General features: G+C 64.0%; 18 protein-coding genes and 1 pseudogene. 9 read left to right on the top strand and 10 right to left on the bottom strand.

Features of this window, described 5'->3' with window-relative positions; genetic code table 11:
• Window positions 1-45: 45 nt before the first annotated feature.
• The 3 genes and pseudogenes from JOF46_RS12260 to arsB all read right to left on the bottom strand — a co-directional run bounded on the left by JOF46_RS12260 (window position 46) and on the right by arsB (window position 2,996).
• Window positions 46-1,461: pseudogene (locus tag JOF46_RS12260) on the bottom strand (FAD-dependent oxidoreductase).
• Between the two features lie 30 nt (window positions 1,462-1,491).
• Entirely contained in the window at window positions 1,492-1,908 is a 417-nt protein-coding gene (locus JOF46_RS12255) for an arsenate reductase ArsC (RefSeq protein ID WP_209907544.1), read from the bottom strand.
• Complete coding sequence (arsB, locus tag JOF46_RS12250) at window positions 1,905-2,996, bottom strand: ACR3 family arsenite efflux transporter (protein WP_209907543.1); 1,092 nt, start codon at window positions 2,994-2,996, stop codon at window positions 1,905-1,907. The genes JOF46_RS12255 and arsB overlap by 4 nt, the downstream gene beginning before the upstream one ends.
• A gap of 141 nt (window positions 2,997-3,137) precedes the next feature.
• On the opposite strand from arsB, the gene JOF46_RS12245 reads away from it, so the two are divergent.
• The 3 genes from JOF46_RS12245 to JOF46_RS12235 all read left to right on the top strand — a co-directional run bounded on the left by JOF46_RS12245 (window position 3,138) and on the right by JOF46_RS12235 (window position 4,501).
• Entirely contained in the window at window positions 3,138-3,506 is a 369-nt protein-coding gene (locus JOF46_RS12245) for an ArsR/SmtB family transcription factor (RefSeq protein ID WP_245348508.1), read from the top strand.
• Window positions 3,503-3,937: an arsenate-mycothiol transferase ArsC gene (locus tag JOF46_RS12240; RefSeq protein WP_209907541.1), complete on the top strand. Its 435-nt coding sequence runs from the start codon at window positions 3,503-3,505 to the stop codon at window positions 3,935-3,937. The genes JOF46_RS12245 and JOF46_RS12240 overlap by 4 nt, the downstream gene beginning before the upstream one ends.
• Window positions 3,938-4,288: 351 nt before the next feature.
• Window positions 4,289-4,501, top strand: coding sequence for a hypothetical protein (locus JOF46_RS12235; protein WP_209907540.1), 213 nt, complete (start codon window positions 4,289-4,291; stop codon window positions 4,499-4,501).
• Between the two features lie 244 nt (window positions 4,502-4,745).
• Here the strand turns inward: JOF46_RS12235 and JOF46_RS12230 are convergent, their stop codons facing one another.
• Window positions 4,746-5,324, bottom strand: a complete 579-nt coding sequence (locus tag JOF46_RS12230) for a hypothetical protein (RefSeq protein ID WP_209907539.1) — start codon at window positions 5,322-5,324, stop codon at window positions 4,746-4,748.
• 323 nt (window positions 5,325-5,647) lie between these two features.
• Here JOF46_RS12230 and JOF46_RS12225 point away from each other — a divergent pair, with 323 nt between their 5' ends.
• Window positions 5,648-6,973 carry a hypothetical protein gene (locus JOF46_RS12225; RefSeq protein WP_209907538.1) on the top strand — a complete coding sequence of 442 codons (1,326 nt, stop codon included), beginning with the start codon at window positions 5,648-5,650 and terminating at the stop codon, window positions 6,971-6,973.
• A 108-nt stretch (window positions 6,974-7,081) separates the two neighbouring features.
• Here JOF46_RS12225 and JOF46_RS12220 read toward each other — a convergent pair whose 3' ends face one another.
• The 4 genes from JOF46_RS12220 to JOF46_RS12205 all read right to left on the bottom strand — a co-directional run bounded on the left by JOF46_RS12220 (window position 7,082) and on the right by JOF46_RS12205 (window position 11,328).
• Complete coding sequence (locus JOF46_RS12220; protein WP_209907537.1) at window positions 7,082-7,873, bottom strand: CatB-related O-acetyltransferase; 792 nt, start codon at window positions 7,871-7,873, stop codon at window positions 7,082-7,084.
• A gap of 393 nt (window positions 7,874-8,266) precedes the next feature.
• On the bottom strand, window positions 8,267-8,743 hold the full coding sequence (locus tag JOF46_RS12215) for an RloB family protein (protein WP_209907536.1): 477 nt from the start codon (window positions 8,741-8,743) through the stop codon (window positions 8,267-8,269).
• Window positions 8,744-8,913: 170 nt separating this feature from the next.
• The gene (locus JOF46_RS12210; RefSeq protein ID WP_209907535.1) at window positions 8,914-10,230 is read right to left on the bottom strand and encodes an AAA family ATPase; all 1,317 of its coding nucleotides are present in this window, start codon (window positions 10,228-10,230) and stop codon (window positions 8,914-8,916) included.
• A 228-nt stretch (window positions 10,231-10,458) separates the two neighbouring features.
• Complete coding sequence (locus JOF46_RS12205; protein ID WP_209907534.1) at window positions 10,459-11,328, bottom strand: VOC family protein; 870 nt, start codon at window positions 11,326-11,328, stop codon at window positions 10,459-10,461.
• A gap of 168 nt (window positions 11,329-11,496) precedes the next feature.
• On the opposite strand from JOF46_RS12205, the gene JOF46_RS12200 reads away from it, so the two are divergent.
• The 4 genes from JOF46_RS12200 to JOF46_RS12185 all read left to right on the top strand — a co-directional run bounded on the left by JOF46_RS12200 (window position 11,497) and on the right by JOF46_RS12185 (window position 14,606).
• Window positions 11,497-12,465: a hypothetical protein gene (locus tag JOF46_RS12200; RefSeq protein WP_209907533.1), complete on the top strand. Its 969-nt coding sequence runs from the start codon at window positions 11,497-11,499 to the stop codon at window positions 12,463-12,465.
• Entirely contained in the window at window positions 12,462-13,106 is a 645-nt protein-coding gene (locus JOF46_RS12195; protein ID WP_209907532.1) for a rhomboid family intramembrane serine protease, read from the top strand. Before JOF46_RS12200 ends, JOF46_RS12195 begins: the two co-directional genes overlap by 4 nt.
• A 145-nt stretch (window positions 13,107-13,251) precedes the next feature.
• The gene (locus JOF46_RS12190) at window positions 13,252-13,614 is read left to right on the top strand and encodes a PadR family transcriptional regulator (RefSeq protein ID WP_209907531.1); all 363 of its coding nucleotides are present in this window, start codon (window positions 13,252-13,254) and stop codon (window positions 13,612-13,614) included.
• Window positions 13,611-14,606, top strand: coding sequence for a permease prefix domain 1-containing protein (locus JOF46_RS12185; RefSeq protein WP_209907530.1), 996 nt, complete (start codon window positions 13,611-13,613; stop codon window positions 14,604-14,606). Before JOF46_RS12190 ends, JOF46_RS12185 begins: the two co-directional genes overlap by 4 nt.
• Window positions 14,607-15,016: 410 nt before the next feature.
• Here JOF46_RS12185 and JOF46_RS12180 read toward each other — a convergent pair whose 3' ends face one another.
• Complete coding sequence (locus tag JOF46_RS12180) at window positions 15,017-15,301, bottom strand: helix-turn-helix domain-containing protein (protein ID WP_209907529.1); 285 nt, start codon at window positions 15,299-15,301, stop codon at window positions 15,017-15,019.
• A gap of 236 nt (window positions 15,302-15,537) precedes the next feature.
• Here JOF46_RS12180 and JOF46_RS12175 point away from each other — a divergent pair, with 236 nt between their 5' ends.
• On the top strand, window positions 15,538-16,239 hold the full coding sequence (locus tag JOF46_RS12175; protein ID WP_209907528.1) for a hypothetical protein: 702 nt from the start codon (window positions 15,538-15,540) through the stop codon (window positions 16,237-16,239).
• A gap of 52 nt (window positions 16,240-16,291) precedes the next feature.
• Here the strand turns inward: JOF46_RS12175 and JOF46_RS12170 are convergent, their stop codons facing one another.
• Window positions 16,292-17,806: a PucR family transcriptional regulator gene (locus JOF46_RS12170; protein ID WP_209907527.1), complete on the bottom strand. Its 1,515-nt coding sequence runs from the start codon at window positions 17,804-17,806 to the stop codon at window positions 16,292-16,294.
• Window positions 17,807-17,997 lie beyond the last annotated feature (191 nt).

Below are 17,997 nucleotides of genomic sequence, written 5' to 3'. Positions count from 1 at the left end.
AACCCGCCATTCCCCTCCCGGGCCCGGACGCGGGCGAACCCGGCTTTACTGCCCGACCAGCAGCTCGGTGTGGCCGTGCTGGGTGCCGGTGGCGAAGCCGATTTCCACCGGTTCGGGGGTGCCGCAGCAGGACCCGGCCAAGGGCTCGGGAACGCCGGCCGCCGGAAGGTCGCAGGAACCGCCCAGGTCGGTGGAACACACTCCGGTTTCCGGCAACTCCAGTTCCACGTTCTCGGCCGCCGCGCGGTCCCCCGCCAGGGATGCGGCGATGGAGCGGACCTGCTCGTAGCCGGTGGCCATGAGGAACGTCGGGGCCCGTCCGTAGCTTTTCATGCCCACGATATAGAAGTCGGTCTCCGGGTGGGCAAGCACGGACTCGCCGTGGGCACTGACCGTGCCGCAGCTGTGGAATTCCGGATCGATGAGCGGGCCGAGCTGACGCGGTGCCTCCACGGCCTGGTCCATGTCCAGGCGCAGCTCCGAGAGCATTGCCAGGTCGGGGCGGAAGCCGGTGGCCGGGACCAGCAGGTCCGTCTCCAGCCGACGGCCATCGGCGAGAACCACGCCGAGTTTCTCCCCGAGTTCCAAGGTGGTGACGGCGACGTTTTCGACGATGGTGATGTCGCCGTTCTCCACGAAGCGGCGCAGCGAGGTGCCCAGCTGTCCGCGCGCCGGCAGCTGGTCCGCCGGTCCTCCCCCGTACAGGCGGATCGGGTTGGCCGCCCCGCGCAGGCCCCACAGGATGCGGGTGTCGGGGTGGTGCTGGCGCAGCCGGCCCAGGCTGATCAGGGTGTTGGCCGCCGAGTGCCCGGCACCGAGGACCAGGACGGTCTTTCCGGCAAAGTGTTCGCGGCCGGCTCCCAGCGGATCCGGCAGCGGGGAGGTGACGATGCCCATGGCCCTGGCGTCCGCCTCGCCGATGGCCTCGAAGCCGCTGCGGCCCACCGGGTTGGGGGTCCCCCAGGTGCCCGAGGCGTCGATGACGGCCCGTGCCTCGATGTCTTCAAGTCCCCGGGCGGTCGCGGTGCGCAGCAGGAAGGTGGACTCCGCCCGGTCCTGCGACCGGGTCTTGTCCACGCCGTTGCCGCCGGGCTGGACGCGGCTCACGCCGGTGACGCGGTGCCCGTAGCTGATGTGCGGGGCCAGTGCCGGGTGGGCCGCCAGCGGCTGAAGGTACTGGGTCACCATCTCGGAACCCGTTGGGAGGCGGGTGTCGCGAGGTGCTTCCCAGCCACCGGAGTAGGCCCCGGTGGGTGTTTCCAGCAGCCGGCGGGCAGCGGCGTCGATGTTGTACTGTCAGGTGGAGAAGAGCTTGATGTGGCCCCAGGCCTGCATTGCGGCTCCGGCGCTGGCCCCGGCCTCGAGGACGCGGACGTCCTGGCCGCGTTCGAGAAGGTGTGCCGCGGCGGCCAGTCCGATGGGTCCGGCGCCGATGACAATGATCGGGTGTCTCTGGTTCATGGTCTTCCGGTCCTGTGGATCAAGGGGTTGCTACTTGGTGGCGGGCAGCAGTTCGGAGATCAGGGTCTCGATCCGGGAGCGGATCTCGTCGCGGATCGGGCGCACCGCCTCCACTCCCTGGCCCGCGGGATCCTCAAGCACCCAGTCCTCGTAGCGCTTGCCCGGGAAGATCGGGCAGGTGTCGCCGCAGCCCATGGTGATGACCACGTCCGATTCCTTGACGGCCTCGGGGGTGAGGATCTTGGGGACCTGCGTGGACATGTCGATGCCCACCTCTGCCATGGCCGCGACGGCGGCAGGGTTCACGGTGTCGGCCGGGGCGGAGCCGGCGGAGCGCACCTCGATCTGCCCGGCCGAGAGGTTGGCCAGAAGGGCCGCGGCCATTTGGGAGCGTCCGGCGTTGTGGACGCAGACGAACAGGACGGAGGGCTTGGTGGCGGTGTTCATGCTTGGACCTTTGCGGGGTTGAGGGAGGGGAAGAACTTGCGGGACCAGAGCGCGACGTAGACCAGGGCAACCAGCAGCGGCACCTCGATCAGCGGGCCGACGACCCCGGCCAGGGCCTGGCCGCTGGTGACCCCGAAGGTCGCGATGGCCACGGCGATGGCCAGTTCGAAGTTGTTGCTTGCCGCGGTGAACGCCAGGGTGGTGGTGCGGGCATAGCCCATGCGCAGGGCGCGGCCGATGAGCATGGAGGCGCCGAAGACCACCAGGAAGTAGACCAGCAGCGGCAACGCGATGCGCGCGACGTCCAGGGGCTTGGCGATGATGTTGTCCCCCTGCAGGGCGAAGAGCAGCACGATGGTGAACAGCAGGCCATAGAGCGCCCAGGGGCCGATCCTGGGCAGGAACCTGTTTTCGTACCATTCCCGGCCCTTGGCCTTTTCGCCGAGGGTGCGGGTGAGGTATCCGGCCACGAGCGGGATGCCCAGGAACACCAGGACCGAGAGCGTGATGGTGAGAATCGAGAATTCGGCGCTTGTCGTGGGCAGCCCGAGCCACGACGGAAGAAGCTGCAGGTAGAACCAGCCCAGGGCGCCGAAGGCGAGGACCTGGAAGACGGAGTTGATGGCGACCAGCACGGCGGCTGCCTCGCGGTCACCGCAGGCCAGGTCGTTCCAGATGAAGACCATCGCGATGCAGCGCGCCAGCCCGACGATGATCAACCCGGTGCGGTATTCGGGCAGGTCGGCCAGGAAGATCCAGGCCAGCACGAACATGAAGGCCGGGGCCAGGACCCAGTTGATCACCAGCGAGGTGACCATGAGTTTCTTGTCGCCCAGCACGGCGCCGGTCTCGTTGTAGCGGACCTTGGCGAGCACCGGGTACATCATCACCAGCAGCCCGAGGGCGATGGGCAGGGAGATGCCGGCGACCTGGATGGAGTCCAGCGCAGCCCCGAGTCCGGGTATCAGCCGACCCAACACCAAGCCGAGGGCCATGGCCGCCAGGATCCAGACGGCCAGGTAGCGGTCCAGGGTGGAGAGCTTGGCGCTCAGGTGCCGGGTTTCGGCAGGCGGGGCGTTGGTCGTCACGTCGGGTTCACTCCAAAAAAGCTAGGCATCGACGAGTGTCGATGTATCGAGTATCGTTGCATATATCGACGATTGTCAATCTCCCGTCCGGGAGCCCAGGAAAGCGAGGCAAGGCACATGCCCACACCGGTTGCCACCCCCATGCGTCAGGATTCCCCCGAGGTTCCCGTACAGGAATCGGAAGCCCCGTGCTGCGTCCCCTCCCACGGGCAGGAGTCCTTGCTGGCCGGCGAGGCCGAGGCCCTCGCGGCGCGCTTCAAGGCGCTCGCCGACCCCAACCGGCTGCGCATCCTGTCGATCGTCTCCTCGTCCCCGGACGCCGAGACCTGTGTCTGCGACCTGTCAGAGCCGCTGAACCTGGGCCAGCCCACGGTTTCCCACCACCTGAAGATCATGGTGGAGGCCGGGCTGCTGAACCGCGAAAAGCGCGGCGTCTGGGCGTACTACTCGCTGGTCCCCGGCGCGCTGGATTCGCTGGCGGCAACGCTCAGCCCGAAGGCCAGCCGATGAGCCCCGCAACCTCGAAGCCCGGGCGCCCCTCCGTCCTGTTCGTGTGCGTCAAGAACGGCGGAAAATCCCAGATGGCCGCGGGCCTCATGAAACTCGAGGCCGGCGACGACATCACCGCCACCTCGGCCGGCACCAGGCCCGGAACGGCCATCAACGCCCTCTCGGCCGAGGTCCTGCTGGAGATCGGCGTCGACATCCACAACGAAAAGCCCAAGGCGTTGACCGAGGAGAGCATGCGGGCCGCCGGGCACGTGGTGGTCCTGGGCACCGAGGCCAACGTTCCGGCCGTTGACGGCGTCCAGATCGAGGTCTGGGCGACCGACGAGCCGTCCCTGCGCGGGATCGAAGGCCGGGAGCGCATGGAACTTCTCCGCGATGAAATCCACTCACGCATCAAGGAGCTCAAGCACCGCCTTCTCGACTCCCACTAGACCCGGACCTGTCCAGGCCGGTGGTGTGTGGGGTGGACCCAGGCTGGTCAACGGCAGCCCCACCGGGGGGCGCCAACGTGGGTTTCGGCGGCTTGGCCAACGCGTACGTCAGCAGCGCGCGGGTCAACCTCGCCCCTTTCGCTTGCCTCCGCGGTGGCCCCAAGTCCTTTCTCGACTGGCGCAACATCACCTTCACTCTCGAGGTGGACGGAACCCGCTGCACGGTATCCGGGTGGCTTATCGCCGGGGGAAACGTCGGGCTATACAGTGGGGGCTGCGTTTCTACTCGGAGGCGATAGCCGGTGACCGTCCGCCGGACGTGGTGGCCCCAGGCAAGGCGTGAGCCCTGGGGTGGCACTGGCGTTCCTAGGTTCCTTTCGGGGCACCCACCTGCGCCAGCCCAAAGTTTCCTTCAGCCGCGGAAGCGAGATCACCCCCAGCGCCAGCAAGCCGTTGAACATCCATGCCGACGGGCACATGGTCGGCCCGCAGTCGGCAACGATCGGGATCGTGCCTGCTGCGGTCAAGCCGCTGCAGCCGGAGGACCCACCCGCATTTGAGTGAACCGGCAACCGGAGGTGCGACCTGCATGAGCCACTCATTGCCGTCACGGTCGTGGACTGTTCGTAGACGGGCCGGCCGGGAAACGAACACGACCTACCTGTTGTTGCGGCTTGGAAAAAGCACGCGAAGTATTCTTTGCGACAATCGGTTCCGGTCGCGTTCGAGAGACTCGTTGACGTCATCCACGAGCTGCTGCAGTTCACTAATGGTCTCGGGGCTCAGATATCTGTGTGGCTGTTCAGCCTCATGATTCTTCGTCATTTTCGTTGGCCTCTCTCGTAGTGTCCATGCTACGTGTGATTGCCGGTTGTCTCAGCAATGGCTTGGCTACCTTGTTGAAAAGCTTCAGATCGCTGGCATCGACGATCCTCGCACGGAACCATCTTTGTCGTTCGTGCTCATCCCTGAGATGTCGCAGCATGCCTGTCCCCACCATGACCAACAAGTCGTTCTCGGACGCCAACTGGTCCAGCCCATACTGCGTTCGCTTCCACCATTCGGTCCTGGCGTCGGCTGCACGCTTCTGCCGCAGAGCCAGAAAAGCGATCAGCGAAGCACCTGCCGCCACCAACGGAGTCACCAAATGCGCGGGGATCGAAAGCACCCAACTAGCAATCGGCTCGATGATAAACCGTTTCCCGGCGTCAATCAGCGTGCGGCCGAATACAACGAGCCCGAGAACGACCAGCACCCCGACAATCCCCACCAACAACCACGCCAGCACCGTGGATCGCCGCTCGGCACTCATGTGACGGATGCAGAACCAGCGACTCCACCGTGCCATGCGCGTGTCCGCTTGCAGGGGCGCAACCTGCGTTTCCACCAGCCCAGTCGACCGGGGAGGCACAATCGATGGGTCCTTGGGTGCCTTCCCGATTCCAGCCCGTATACGCGCGTCCCTCCGCCGCCCGTGCTTATTGCTCTTCATCCATCCACCGTAGGTTCAAGCCACCAACCACGACGAGTGCGGACGACATGCTGTGGACAACAGGCTTGTTGGCAACCCGGTGATTTCACTCCCAAAGGGGAATATCCCCATGCCCACGACTGATTCCTTGGTCACGGCCATCGGCGTACGATGCAAGCGGGGCGTCCACCCGGGTGCCGCAGAACCAATGATCCGTTCCGAAACGAAAGGTGGCCACGATGTCCCCCACGAAGGTGGCAAGCGTTGCCCAATTCAACGAGGCCTTGGCCTCCGGCGCCAACGACATAGAGATCACCGGGACGCTGCGGGGCATGCCGTCGATCACCCTGCCGCCCGGGGTCGCCCTGCGCGGCGGCGAGCTGGTCTTCGGCGCCAAGGGCCTGAAACTGACCAGCGACAACACCGTCTCGGACCTCACCGTGCGCACCTCCGAGCATGAGCTGGCGATCTACAACGACCCCACCGTGACTGACCTCGGCACGCTGCGCCTGCGCAACGTCACCACCCACGGGCAGGTTTACCTCGGCGCGGAGGGCAGCATCCGCGCAGGCCGGGTGGAGGCCGACGGGGTCCACGTGGCGGCCGCGGACACCAGGGGCCGCAGCGCCCGGCCCACCGGCTTCGGTGTCGAAGCCATGCAGGGCGCCTTCACCCTGTGGAACCGGCAGCCCGATCCCGCCGTCACGCTGTCGGCCAGGCTGGAAAACATCTCAGTAGGTTCCGCTGCTTCCCCGGTGCGCGGCGGCGGAGTCTTTGTCGGTGGCCACGGGGACACCGCGGGCACGGCAGATGGCGGAACGGTCGAGCTGGAGCTGCTCAGCACCGGAGACGTCTTCTCGGACGGCGGGATCGCACCGGGCACCCCGGACCTGATCTCGGGCGGCGTGTTCATCATCAGCGGCGCCCGCGCCGAACGGGTCCTGAACCTGGGCACCACCACCACGTACGGGCAAAACGACATGGTCCTGGACAACTGGGGCCGGGTCAAGAACTGGACTGCCAAGGCCGCTGTCACCTCGCACGGACCCAGCGGCATCGGATTCGTGAACTTCGGCGACATCGATGTGCTGTCGATCCAGGCGCCGATCATGACCACCGGGCTCGGGGCCCGAGGCTTCAATGTCTATGACGGATCGCTGAACGAGGCCGGTTTTGAATCCATCACCACCACCGGCGACGGATCGGTGGGCGTGCAGGTCAGCCGCGAGCTGCCGAAACTCACCATCACCGGCAATCTGTCCACCTCCGGCGGCACCGGTGAGTCCCTGGTCAAGGGAGTGTTGATGCCGCTGTCGGCGATCGCGTTGAGCGTGAAGCCCTCGGGCCACATCGGAACCGTGAGCGTGGGCGGGGACATCGTCACCACCGGCGACGGCGTGGCCACGGTGGATCTGGAGGGACCGGTGGACGCGCTGTCGGTAGGCGGCAAGGTCGTGGCCCACGGCAGCGGTGCCACCGCGGTGCGCACCGGCAGGGGAAACCGGACCGAGGTCGGGCACTTGGTCCTTGAGGCACCGAACGGCACCGCCCGGACGAAGCCGTAGCACCGGATGGTCTCCGGAGCGATGGTGCCGATTGCTGCAGGGGCTATTCGACGCCGTCTCGACACCGGCAAGGTGGCTTGCCGCAGGGACAACGCGCTCCCGGTTGCCTCAGGCCGTGTTGCTGCCGACTCCGGCGACAGCCGCAGCCAGATCGCGGCCCGTGAGGACCGCAGGGCGGTAGGGCTCGATGGCCCCGGCTTCGATGAGGCCGATGGCGCCGCGGGCGAATTCTCCCGGATCCCTGACGTCAAGCTGGTTCAACGCGGTGGGCGAATAGTTCCACCAGGCGCTGCGCCGCAGTTCACTCACGGTGCCCTCGTCGAAGCGGTGCCGAATGGTCTTTGCGGGCACCCCGCCGACCACAGCGTAGGGAGGCACATCGCGGGTGACCACCGAGTTGGAGGCAACCACTGCCCCGTCGCCGATGTGCACGCCGTGGCCCAGGGTGACGTCTTCGCCGATCCACACGTCGTTTCCGACCACCACGGGCTCCGGGGTGTAGTCGAATTTCCGATAGGCGGGTGCCTCTCCCCTGTCGCTCTCGAAGGTTTCCATCATGAGCCGGCGGTTGTAGAAGACCGGGCTGGTGGAAGCCCATTCGTGCGGGTGCATGGCTCCCATGACCTTCACGCCCTTGGCGATGGAGGTGTAGCGCCCCACCCGCGTAGAGAGCGGCAGCCGGGAATGGGTGTAGGAGAAGGACCCCATGCTCAGCAGGTGCCGGCCGCTTCCCGCCCAATACGTGGCGTAGGGTTCCAGTCGCAGGTCCGGGGCGAATTTGATCAGGCTGTCCTCGCCATAGCTGGCCCCGGTCGCCTCGATGGTCTTGGCCCCGGGACCCATCAGGAAGATCCGGTTCGAGATCAGGTGCGGACGTAGTTCGCTCAGGCGTAAATGCATCGTACGACCCTAGCCACCGAACCCGGTGGTTTCATTGGTGTTTGCTGGCAAGACCATAACCGCGAATGGGAAAGGACAGCAGGCGCCAACGCTTCCGGCATACCGAACCACAGCAACATTACAGTCCTTACGCCGCTCTGCGACCGTTCAATCCAGATGGCGCCCGCTCGGAACACCATGAAGAAAGGTCCATATCCTGGTACAACCGGATCGACCCGGGCACCTGTTCCTCGAGGTAGTAGTGGCGGGACCATCGCTGGAGCGAAGTCGCTTACGAAGCGGAGGGGCCTGGCAGCCGATGGCAACGCGCAGCTGGCTGCGCCACGGGTCATCGAACCGCTGCTCTTCGCTCGCGTTTCTGCTCGTGTTCGGATATGCCGGCGATCGATCTTTTTACAGTTTGAGCTCGGGATTGGCCGCTGACTGCCGTGCGGATCTCAGGAGCATCCCGACTAAAAGGTCCAGGTTTGTTGACGGATTGTCATTCTCATCCAACTGCTGCCGCACTCGTTGGCTCCTGTTACCGAGTGCATTCGATTGCGCGGTTTCAAACTTTCCTGCAAGCGCTTGAACATTTACGTGCTTCAACTGCGAGTTCGATAGCTTCTGCCATTTTGCAGAAACATTTTTGCCGGACGTCGCAGCAAAAACCGGTTGAAGGTGCATCAGCAGCCATACCTCAAAGCAAGGATTGCAAACACCAAGCTCTATGCCTTCCCTTCGGGCCAATCTCCTGGCATCAGGAAGATTGGCGTGTGTGTCCACGTCAACGACGGCCCAGACTTCATCGAATGGATCCGAACTTCTTCGCGACTCAGCGTCGCGAAGCTGCGCCGCCTTTTGGACCACAGCCAGCGGGTCGCGTCCCACCGGCTAGCAAACCAGCTTAAGTGCGTGGCCCAAAGTGCTACGCACATAGTCAAAGTACTCTGGTTCAGTAATCTGACCCTCGGTGACAATCAAGACACGCTTGTATTGCGGCCGCGAGCCGCCTCGTCGGAATCGGCCGCTCTGAGTCTTCCCGAAATTTCTAGCCGCCATTAGTTGCCGACACCGCTCCGGGTTATCTGCTGCTCACGAATTTGCGGCAACCCACCGAATCTTCCACCTCGATATCCACGACGCAGATTTTCATCGGCTCGCGGCCTAAAAGCACTCAGCGGCGTGAGGCGCGTCACTCCTTCAGAATCTTTGTCCGTGACCCAAACTTGCTCGCGATCAAGAACCCGTTCGCCCAAACTCCCTGCATCGAGCAGAGAGTCTTCGTGCGTTGTGAAGATCAATTGAGCCTGCAGCGGATTCGTCTCCGGGGACTGGAATATCCGGACAAGTTCTGACACGAGCATCGGGTGAAGGCTGGTGTCTATTTCGTCAAACACGCAAACGCCACCCCGGTCTATTGCTCGAAAAACAGCGTCAGCGTGCGATAGCAACGCCCGAGTACCCGTCGATTCCGCAGATAACTTTAAAGGATAATTCCCGTCCGCACCTTGGTGTTGAAAGTGGATCTGGTATTTCTCATCTTCAAGAAAGCGGTCGATAAAACCATCTGCTTCATCGGCTGTAGCAGCAGCACCCGACGACAGTATCGACTCGACGATGCGGGATCGCTCTTCTACGTTCATTTCCCGGACATCAATGCTTATGCCGCTAATACCGGTATCGCTGGCCCGCAGGACTGCCAACACACGTTCACGCAGCTGAGTATTCTCGTGCAAGCGTGCCGTCAGCTCCTTATGTGCTGCCTCGTACCCCGAAGAAGTATAGATAGAAACAGCATCCACCAAATACTTATAGATCTCCGTCAGCATTACGTGTGCGTTTTGTGCCGCACACGATAGGAAAAGGGCATTGGACCGCGTCAGTGTCGAGATGATTTGGTTTTGCCCCTTCAGAGCACGCCCAAACTGATATGGCTCGGCCTGCGAACTGTCGCGGTCAAAGTAGACGGTCGGCTTCGCACTGTTATAGACGAATAGCCATTCCGATTCAACGGCAGAATCGGAAACCTGGAATCCATACTGATGCCGCACTCCCCCCATGACGAACTCAAGCTCATATTCGGTGGGATCCATTCTTGAATGATCGTCCAAAAGGAACGGGTCGCGATCTATGCTTGCCCCAGGCTTCCCTTCTTGCGAGGCTTCGATGAAGCCCAGGAAAAAGCCCAAGGCTTCCAAAACGGAAGTCTTTCCCGAAGCGTTTGCTCCATAGATCGCAGTAACCGTGTTGATCGACGAATCCCACTTGTCATCGACCGAACGATCGTCAAACTCAAGGGGTTTCGTACGGCGAAAATCCAACTCGACGACATCTCGAATCGACCGGAAGTTTTTTACACGGAACGTCAAGAACACGGCTCAGTCTTTCTTGGGGCATTTGCTGCATCAAAAGTGTGCTTTATGCAGATTTTACACGTAATCGTCAGTTTGAGCGTACCCCAGACCCACCCAAACCCACTCCCACCCCCCAAAATGTCGCAAAGTTCCCCACGTTCAGCGTTCCAATGGACCCGACTTCGCCCTGAGCAGCTACCTCACAACAAGGTTCGGCGACCACGGGCCACTGAAGACAAAGGCAACAGACTACGCCACCGCCACGCGCAGCTGGTTGCGCCACGGATCCTCGAAGCGCAGCTCCGCCCCGGTGTGGTGGCTGGAGATCCCGGCGGCCTTGAGTCGCTCGGCCAGCGCGCCGACCTCGTCGGCGTTGGGCACGGTGATGACGACCTCGCCCAGGCCCAGGGTGTCCTTGCGCGGACCTGCGCCGCGGGAGTTCCACACGTTCATGGCCATATGGTGGTGGTAGCCGCCGGCGGAGACGAACAGCGCCTGGCCGTGGAAATCGGTGGTCTTGGCGAACCCCAGGGTGTCGACGTAGAACTTCTCGGCGGTCGAGACGTCGCCGACCTGCAGGTGGACGTGGCCGATGCCGGCGTTGGCCTGCGCCAGCCCGGAGACGGCCGATTCGTTGACGTGCTTGTTGAGGTAGTCGTTGGGGTTCAGGTAAATGCTGTCCATGGCCACGGTGTCCCCGCTCCAGGTCCAGGCATCGCGCGGGCGGTCCCAGTAGAGCTCGATGCCGTTGCCCTCGGGGTCGTTGAAGTAGAAGGCCTCGGAGACCAGGTGGTCGGAGCTGCCGGTGAACAGCGAGCCGTCGAACTGTGCGGCTGAGAGCACGGTGGCGGCCAGGTCCGACTGGGTGTCGAAGAGCAGCGCGGTGTGGAAGAGACCGGCCTCGCCGCGGCTCGGCAGGTTCAGTCCCTTGCCGTCGGCCAGGTGGACGAGCTCGAGTCCGCGGCGGCCCAATCCGGTTCCGGCCGGTCCCTCGGAAACGATCTCGAGGCCCAGGGCCTTCTGGTAGTAGTTGGCCATCTTGGCCATGTCCCCAACCTTGAGCATGACGGTGCCCATGGCCAGTTCGGCGGAAAGTTGATCCTGGGTGCTCTTGCCCATGGTGGTGACTCCTTGGAATGAGGTGGCAGCTTGTTCTTGATTCAAGTATGGCACGATTTACTTGAAGCTACAACCTTTGGTTTCGTAAATCACTTCACCACCAAAAAGAAGCGGATTGGGCCCCGCCGACCATGGCCGATCCGGCCCGCCCGCGGATACGCTCGTGGCATGGCGAAAAGCGAAAAGCATACTGTCAGCATCGAACTCGTCGTGAAGGTCGTCGACAAGGCTGCCCTGAAGGCCCACGCCGAGGCATTGATGCGCGCGGACTACGCCGATGACCCGGACATGCTGCAAGACGAGCTCGGCGAACTGCGCCACGGGCACACTTCGGCGCTGTCCATGGCCCTGGATCCCGAACGCCTGGCCGCCGGTGTCCCGGGAATCAAGATCACTGAATCCCGATTCTCGGTCTCCGAGGACTCGCCCGAGGCATTCGAACTCGATGAACCTCCCACCACGACGGGAAACCAGGAAAAACAGGCGGAACGATCCCCTGGGATCTCGACGATCGAGCGGTTCGCGCTGCTGGGCGAGAAGGTGCGCATCCTGGCCCTGGAGGAATACGCCCAGGAGTTCGAGGACGGCGACCCCGACGCGGAGGATTTCGAGCAGGACCCGATGCTCGCAGGTGCACTGTTGTGGTCCTACGAGGTTCTTGTTGATCAGCTCCTTGAGGACATCACGATGCTGCGCACCGGCGTCGTCGGCGTCGAGGACACCGCGTGCCTGGCCGAGTTGCCCGAGCTCTACCGGATGCACTACACCCCGCACTTTGCCCAGCGCTTCCTGGCTGTCACCATGGATCTGGGAACCAGTCTGCTCACGGGCTTCTCCTCCCCCAGCTGCGTGGCCCAGGAGCTCGCGCTGCGCCTGGTGTTCGACGGCGTGGAGATGCTTCAGGACATGTATCCCGAGCTCGAGTTGCCCGATGGCTGGCGTCCCATGCTCGAGGATTTGATGTTTGAGGACCTTGACCACGAGTTCCTCTATCAACCGGAAATGGACGGGATCGCCGGCGATTCGGGGCTTGGCCACTTGCGGCTCGCGCACCTGGATGTCACCCACTGGTTCGCCCCGTTCCACCACCACGCGGTCAACCCCTACGCCCACGATGCGGGCATTATCGAAGCATGAACATGGCGCTGGCGATCGGCTGCTACGTGGCGGTGCTGTGCGCCGCCTCGGCCGCGTGGCAATTCGGGCCACCGCGGACCCAGGGGTCCCGTTTCAGGCCGGTGGCCACGGTCGCGGCGCTGCTTGTCATCGGGATTCCGTCGTTGCTTCAGCTGACGATGGCACCGGGCCTGCTGGAAGCACTGGAACGGCAGGGGGCCGGCGCCGCGGCGGCGCAACCCTGGCGCATCGTCACGGCATTGGTCGTGCAGGACGGCGGATGGCCCGCGGCGATCACCAATCTTGCCGCCCTGGCGTGGATCGGCTCGATGGCAGAGCACGCATGGGGAACCCGCCGCTGGCTGGTCATTGCCCTGGGCACGGGAATCGGCGCCCAGCTGTGGGGATTCCTGGTCCAACCGGTCGGGGCCGGGAACTCGGTGGTGGTCTTCGGGCTTGCCGCTTCCCTGCTGGTGCGCGCCTGGATCGGCACGCACCGCACGGCAAGGATGGCCTCGGTGGTCGGGTTGGCCGCTTCAGCCGTGTTGCTGGTGGGCGGGGACCTGCATGGGGGCGCAGCGGCAATCGGCTCCGTGATCGCCATGTTCCTGCTGAGACCGAAGGCGCAACCACACACGCGAAACCAAGAACAGCATCGCTGACCGCGCCGCGGCGGCACCACTCGCGTGCCACCAAACCTTCCGCCTTCAAGCAGGCAAGAACCCGGGGCACCCCAGATGGCAGGGACAAAAGGACACCCCTCCTTTCCATTTACAATAGTGCGTATGACACAGTATCGTGTGAAGCATGATTGATGAGGACGTGCTGGCCGGACACCAGCAGGAGCTGCGCCGCGGCACCGTTGTAATGGCCGCGCTGGCAACGCTGGAAACCCCCGGCTACGGCTACGGACTGCTGGCGGTGCTGGAACAATCCGGCCTTAGCGTGGATGCCAACACCCTCTACCCTCTGCTGCGCCGTCTGGAAAAGCAGGGGCTGCTCGAAGCCGAGTGGGACACCACCGAATCCCGTCCTCGCAAGATGTACCGCACCAGCGACAGCGGACGGGCACTGCTCAAGCGGCTCGAATCCGAATGGAACGCGTTGGCCGGATCCCTCAACAACCTGCGCACCACCGACCCAAGGAAAGCCCTCAAGGAGTTGCCATGAGCACCCTCACCAGCCGCTACATCACCGCGGTCTCCCGCGCCGTCCCCGATTCCCAGCGAAGCGATGTCGAGGCCGAAGTCGCCGCCGCCATCGCTGACCTGAGCGAAGCGAAGCTCGACGGCGGCGCCACCCCGGAGGAAGCAGAACGTTCGGCGCTGCTCGAGCTCGGGGACCCGATGCGCCTGGCCGCGGACTACTCCAACAGGCCGCTGCACCTGATCGGCCCCGACCACTTCCCCACCTACGTCCGCCTGCTCAAGGTCCTGGCCGCCACGGTGCTGCCGATCGCCACGCTCGCAGTGATCGTGGCCAAGCTGCTCACCGGCGCCGACGCCGGGCAGGTCGCCGCAGCGGCGGTGACGACCCTGCTGCAGCTGGCGATGCAGCTGGCCTTCTGGGTCACCGTCGTTTTCGCGATCATCGAGCGCAGCCCCGGGTCCAAGGCCATGCACCCCAAGTGGGACCCCTCGATGCTGCCGGATTCCCCCACCGGCCGGGCACGTTTGGGCGACACCGTGGTCTCGGTGCTGCTTGCCCTGGGCGTTGCCGCATACCTGCCGTGGCAGCATTTCCGCTCGCCCTTCACGTCCTTGGACGGCTCTCCGATTCCGACCCTGGACCCGGGATTGTGGCAATCCTGGATTCCGGTGCTGCTGGCCGCGATGCTGGCGATGGCCGTGCTGGAAATCCTGCGCTACCGTGCCGGTGGCTGGTCCGTGAAGTTCGTTTCCGTAAACGCGGCACTGAACCTGCTCTTTGCCGTTCCGGTGATCTGGCTGGCCGCGGCCGGGTCCCTGTTGGAACCCGCGTTCGTGCAGCGACTCGTTGATGCGGGATGGGCCAACGCAGACCTCCAGCTCAACGCCACCATCATCGTGGTGACCGCCGGAGTTGTCCTCTGGGACGTGGTGGATTCGCTGCGCAAGCTGCCGGGCGACGCCGCGGCGCTGGCACTTGGCACCCCGGGGCAAGGCACGGCCATACCGGGCTGAGCCTTCATCATGCCGAACCACGATCATCCGCAGCCCATTTGGCAATCCTCCGATTCGGCATCACGTCGCCGACAGCCGAGAACCATCGGTAGGCAGATTGCTACCCATGATCGCCGAGGCCTCGTGCGAGGCAAATCCATCCCGGGAGATGAGCCGGATGTGTTAGGCGCGTTCAATCGGCAGGTCATCGATCGCCTCCCTCGCGGCCGCATGCGAATCACGCGGCCTGAAGGAATCCACCAACACCACACGTCCACTGCCCGCCGCCGGAGTGACGTTGTTTGCGCCACCGAGCATCTGGTTGCCCCTATTTGAAGCCAGCCGGAATCGGCTGCCTCAACTTGTGTACACATTTCGAGATCATCGACAGTCTGGCTTGATCTGCGCCGGCGTCCACAATTACCTGGAGTTCATTCAAACCGCTTCATCACCTCAGCCGGATCGACATCTTCAAGGCGCTTGTCCGTCTTGACGGACGGCAGCGCAACCGCGTGGATGTCCAGGGCTTCCAAGACAGCCAAGTCCTTCCCGAGCTCGGCTCGCATATGGCCGGATTCCAATTCGACGACAAAACGTCGGCCGACACCAGCGCGAGTGGCCAGTTGTGCCTGGGTCCAGCCCAGCTCCCCGCGCCCCTCGCGGACCGCATTGCCAACCGCCTCAACTGTCGGAAGAAATCTCCTTTTCATCCCCATGACTCACAATCGGCGGTGGGGTGCCAGCTCGACCCCTCCACGAATAGACAGGGCCGGGTCTTTTCATCAGCTCACGACAGGGCCGCGCTCCTCTCGGACATATGGATCTTGACGCTGCCGCGAGCATCCACGATCCGATGCGCCTGGCAGCCGGTTATTCGAACAAGCCGTTGCACCTGATCGGCCCCGACCACTTCCCCGCCTACATCCGCCTGCTCTAGATCCTGGCCGCCACGGTGCTGCCGGTCATCGGCGTCGCGGTGATGCTGCGCAAATTCCTCTCCGGCGGCGACGCGTGCGAAATCCTCAGCGGCGGCATCATCGCGGCGATCGGTGTCGCCATGCACATCTTCTTCTGGACCACCATCATCTTTGCGATTATCGAGCGCAGTCCCGATTCCAAGCAGATACGCGCCAAATGGGACCCGTCAACGCTTCCTGACACGCCTCCGGGCGGGGTTCGCCTGGGAGACACGCTGGCAGCGGTCCTCGTGGCACTCGTCGGAGTTCTCTACCTGCCGTGGCAACACTTCAGCTCTCCCTTCACGGGTGCGGACGGGGAATCCATCCCGACGCTCAGCGCGGAGCTTTGGCCCGTGTGGATCCCGTTGCTGATGGCCGGGCTGCTGGCCACTGCAGTGCTGGAGATCTCCCGCTATCGGGCCGCCGGCTGGTCGTGGCGCTTCGTGGCGATCAGCACCGTCCTGGAACTGGTGGTGGCCGTGCCGCTGATCTGGCTTGCAGCCACCAACACGCTGCTGGAACCCCGTTTTGTCACCGAGTTGGTTGGGCACGGCTGGGCGGATGCGGCATTGCACCTGAACGTGACGGTCATCGTGATCACCGCCGGCGTGCTCGCCTGGAACCTGATCGACCCGCTGCGCAAGGTCCGCATCGACACCGCAGCCCGTGCCCAACACGTTGACAACTTCGGATAAACCCACGGCTCCCGGTAGCCACCGATATTGGGCGAGAAAACATGGCGGAGTTTCACCCGCGCGGTACACGCTCCCCCGGGCCCATGGCCTCGTGCACCTGGAACGCCAGCCACAGCTGGGCGACCGCGGAAGTTTCGGCCATATCAAGGCCGGTGAGTTCGCTGATCTTGCGGATGCGGTAAATGATGGTTTGCCGGTGGACAAAAAGCAGCGCGGCGACCTTCTGGGCCGAACGCTGGTTGTCCAGGTAACTGCGCAACGTGGCCATGAAATCCGTTCCATTGAGCCGGTCATGCTCAATCACCGGACCCAGCAGCCGCTGCACCAGCTCCGCGCCATCGCGATGGCCGCCCAGCCCGAACCACGGAGCATCCTCCGAGTATCCGACCAACCGCACGCCCCGGGCGGTCGCCTGACCCAGCGCCCACAGGGATTCGCGCAACCCGCGCGCGATCGCTTCGATGCCCACGGGCCTACTCATTCCGATGGGCAGCGAGGGATCAAAGACATGCAGTAGCTGGTCCTCCGGGCAATATTCGGAGACCATCAGATGCAATTTGTCCTCGCCCACCACGCAGACGCTGTTGATGCCGTGGCGCCACAGCGTGCTGTGGACCTGGGGCAAACCGACCTCCGCCTGGGCCGGGACCGAAAGCAGACGCAGGTCGCCGGCCGGAAACCCGAAATCCTCGAGGCGGCGGGCGGCCTCCGCGGCCCCGATGCGTCCTTCGAAGGACTGCAGCAGGAATTCGCCGCCGGAGCGGTAGCGGCTTTCCATTGCCAGGGCCGAACGCGAAAGACCCAGCCCCAGTACGGTGGCCGAGTGCAACAAGACCACCCCGTCCGGCTGCATTCGGTCTTCGGGCAAGATGACCAGCAGTGCATGCGGATGGGTCGGAATTTCCATGATCAACATGGATTCCCCGCCATCAGCGGTCCACAGAAAGTGCCGGGTCTCCGCAGTGGATTCTGAGGTGACCTTCCGCACCCGCACCAATACGTCCTCGGGCAGGGCTGCGTCGCCGGGTTGCCAGGGATGTTGGCAGCGGTCATCCACCACGTAGAGCCGCGCGCGGATTTCCTTGCCGATCCCCGTCAGCAGCTGGCTCCAGGTCTCCCCCGGCGTCGTCGCCTTGCGCAGCAGGTCGTAGATGCGGGCGGTTTGCTTGATCCGCCGTGATTCCTCGAGCAGGCTCGCTTCGGCAATGGACCGCGAAATGGCCATGAAGGGCAACGGGTAGGGAACCGATACCAAGGGAAGCGGGAGTGCATCGCAGGCCGCGAGGAATTGATCGGAGAACTCCGGGGCATGCATCTTCTCACCGACCGCCAAGGCGACCGCGCCGGCCGCCACCAGTGATCGGGCCAAATGGACCTGTGCCTCGGGCTTGGCGGGGATTGAGAGCCCGTTGGTCATCAGCAGCACTCCTGGCGAGACCCATTCCCAGAGCTGGGGCAGGTCCGAGGTGTGGGACCAGGTGACCGGATGCCCCAGCCCGTCCGCGCCGGCCAGCAGCCGCAGACCCAGCTGCGGCTCGTCCAGCAGTTCCTTGACCGTCATGGCCATTGGGCATTCCCCTTCCACTTTCCGGCGTCCAACGCATTGCCGCCGGGCACCCGTCCATCAAACGTGAACTCTCATACAAATGTCTAGTGCGTGTCTGCGATAGTTGACACTTGTCGATTGTCGCCGTGACGCCGATCACGAATGATTGAAACACACCACAAGCCAGCCCGGACTACCCGGGCACCTAGAGA

The sequence above is a fragment of the Paeniglutamicibacter psychrophenolicus genome, from assembly GCF_017876575.1.
Lineage (GTDB): Bacteria > Actinomycetota > Actinomycetes > Actinomycetales > Micrococcaceae > Paeniglutamicibacter > Paeniglutamicibacter psychrophenolicus.
The sequence above is the reverse complement of the archived record's forward strand: the minus strand, read 5'-3'. Positions and strand labels throughout refer to the sequence as shown.

Excerpts from the sequence above, each read along its gene's own strand:
- JOF46_RS12255 (WP_209907544.1), bottom strand. The coding sequence starts at position 1,908 with ATGAACACCGCCACCAAGCCCTCCGTCCTGTTCGTCTGCGTCCACAAC.
- JOF46_RS12245 (WP_245348508.1), top strand. The coding sequence starts at position 3,138 with ATGCGTCAGGATTCCCCCGAGGTTCCCGTACAGGAATCGGAAGCCCCG.
- JOF46_RS12240 (WP_209907541.1), top strand. The coding sequence starts at position 3,503 with ATGAGCCCCGCAACCTCGAAGCCCGGGCGCCCCTCCGTCCTGTTCGTG.
- JOF46_RS12225 (WP_209907538.1), top strand. The coding sequence starts at position 5,648 with ATGTCCCCCACGAAGGTGGCAAGCGTTGCCCAATTCAACGAGGCCTTG.
- JOF46_RS12220 (WP_209907537.1), bottom strand. The coding sequence starts at position 7,873 with ATGCATTTACGCCTGAGCGAACTACGTCCGCACCTGATCTCGAACCGG.
- JOF46_RS12205 (WP_209907534.1), bottom strand. The coding sequence starts at position 11,328 with ATGGGCAAGAGCACCCAGGATCAACTTTCCGCCGAACTGGCCATGGGC.
- JOF46_RS12200 (WP_209907533.1), top strand. The coding sequence starts at position 11,497 with ATGGCGAAAAGCGAAAAGCATACTGTCAGCATCGAACTCGTCGTGAAG.
- JOF46_RS12195 (WP_209907532.1), top strand. The coding sequence starts at position 12,462 with ATGAACATGGCGCTGGCGATCGGCTGCTACGTGGCGGTGCTGTGCGCC.
- JOF46_RS12190 (WP_209907531.1), top strand. The coding sequence starts at position 13,252 with ATGATTGATGAGGACGTGCTGGCCGGACACCAGCAGGAGCTGCGCCGC.
- JOF46_RS12185 (WP_209907530.1), top strand. The coding sequence starts at position 13,611 with ATGAGCACCCTCACCAGCCGCTACATCACCGCGGTCTCCCGCGCCGTC.
- JOF46_RS12180 (WP_209907529.1), bottom strand. The coding sequence starts at position 15,301 with ATGGGGATGAAAAGGAGATTTCTTCCGACAGTTGAGGCGGTTGGCAAT.
- JOF46_RS12170 (WP_209907527.1), bottom strand. The coding sequence starts at position 17,806 with ATGGCCATGACGGTCAAGGAACTGCTGGACGAGCCGCAGCTGGGTCTG.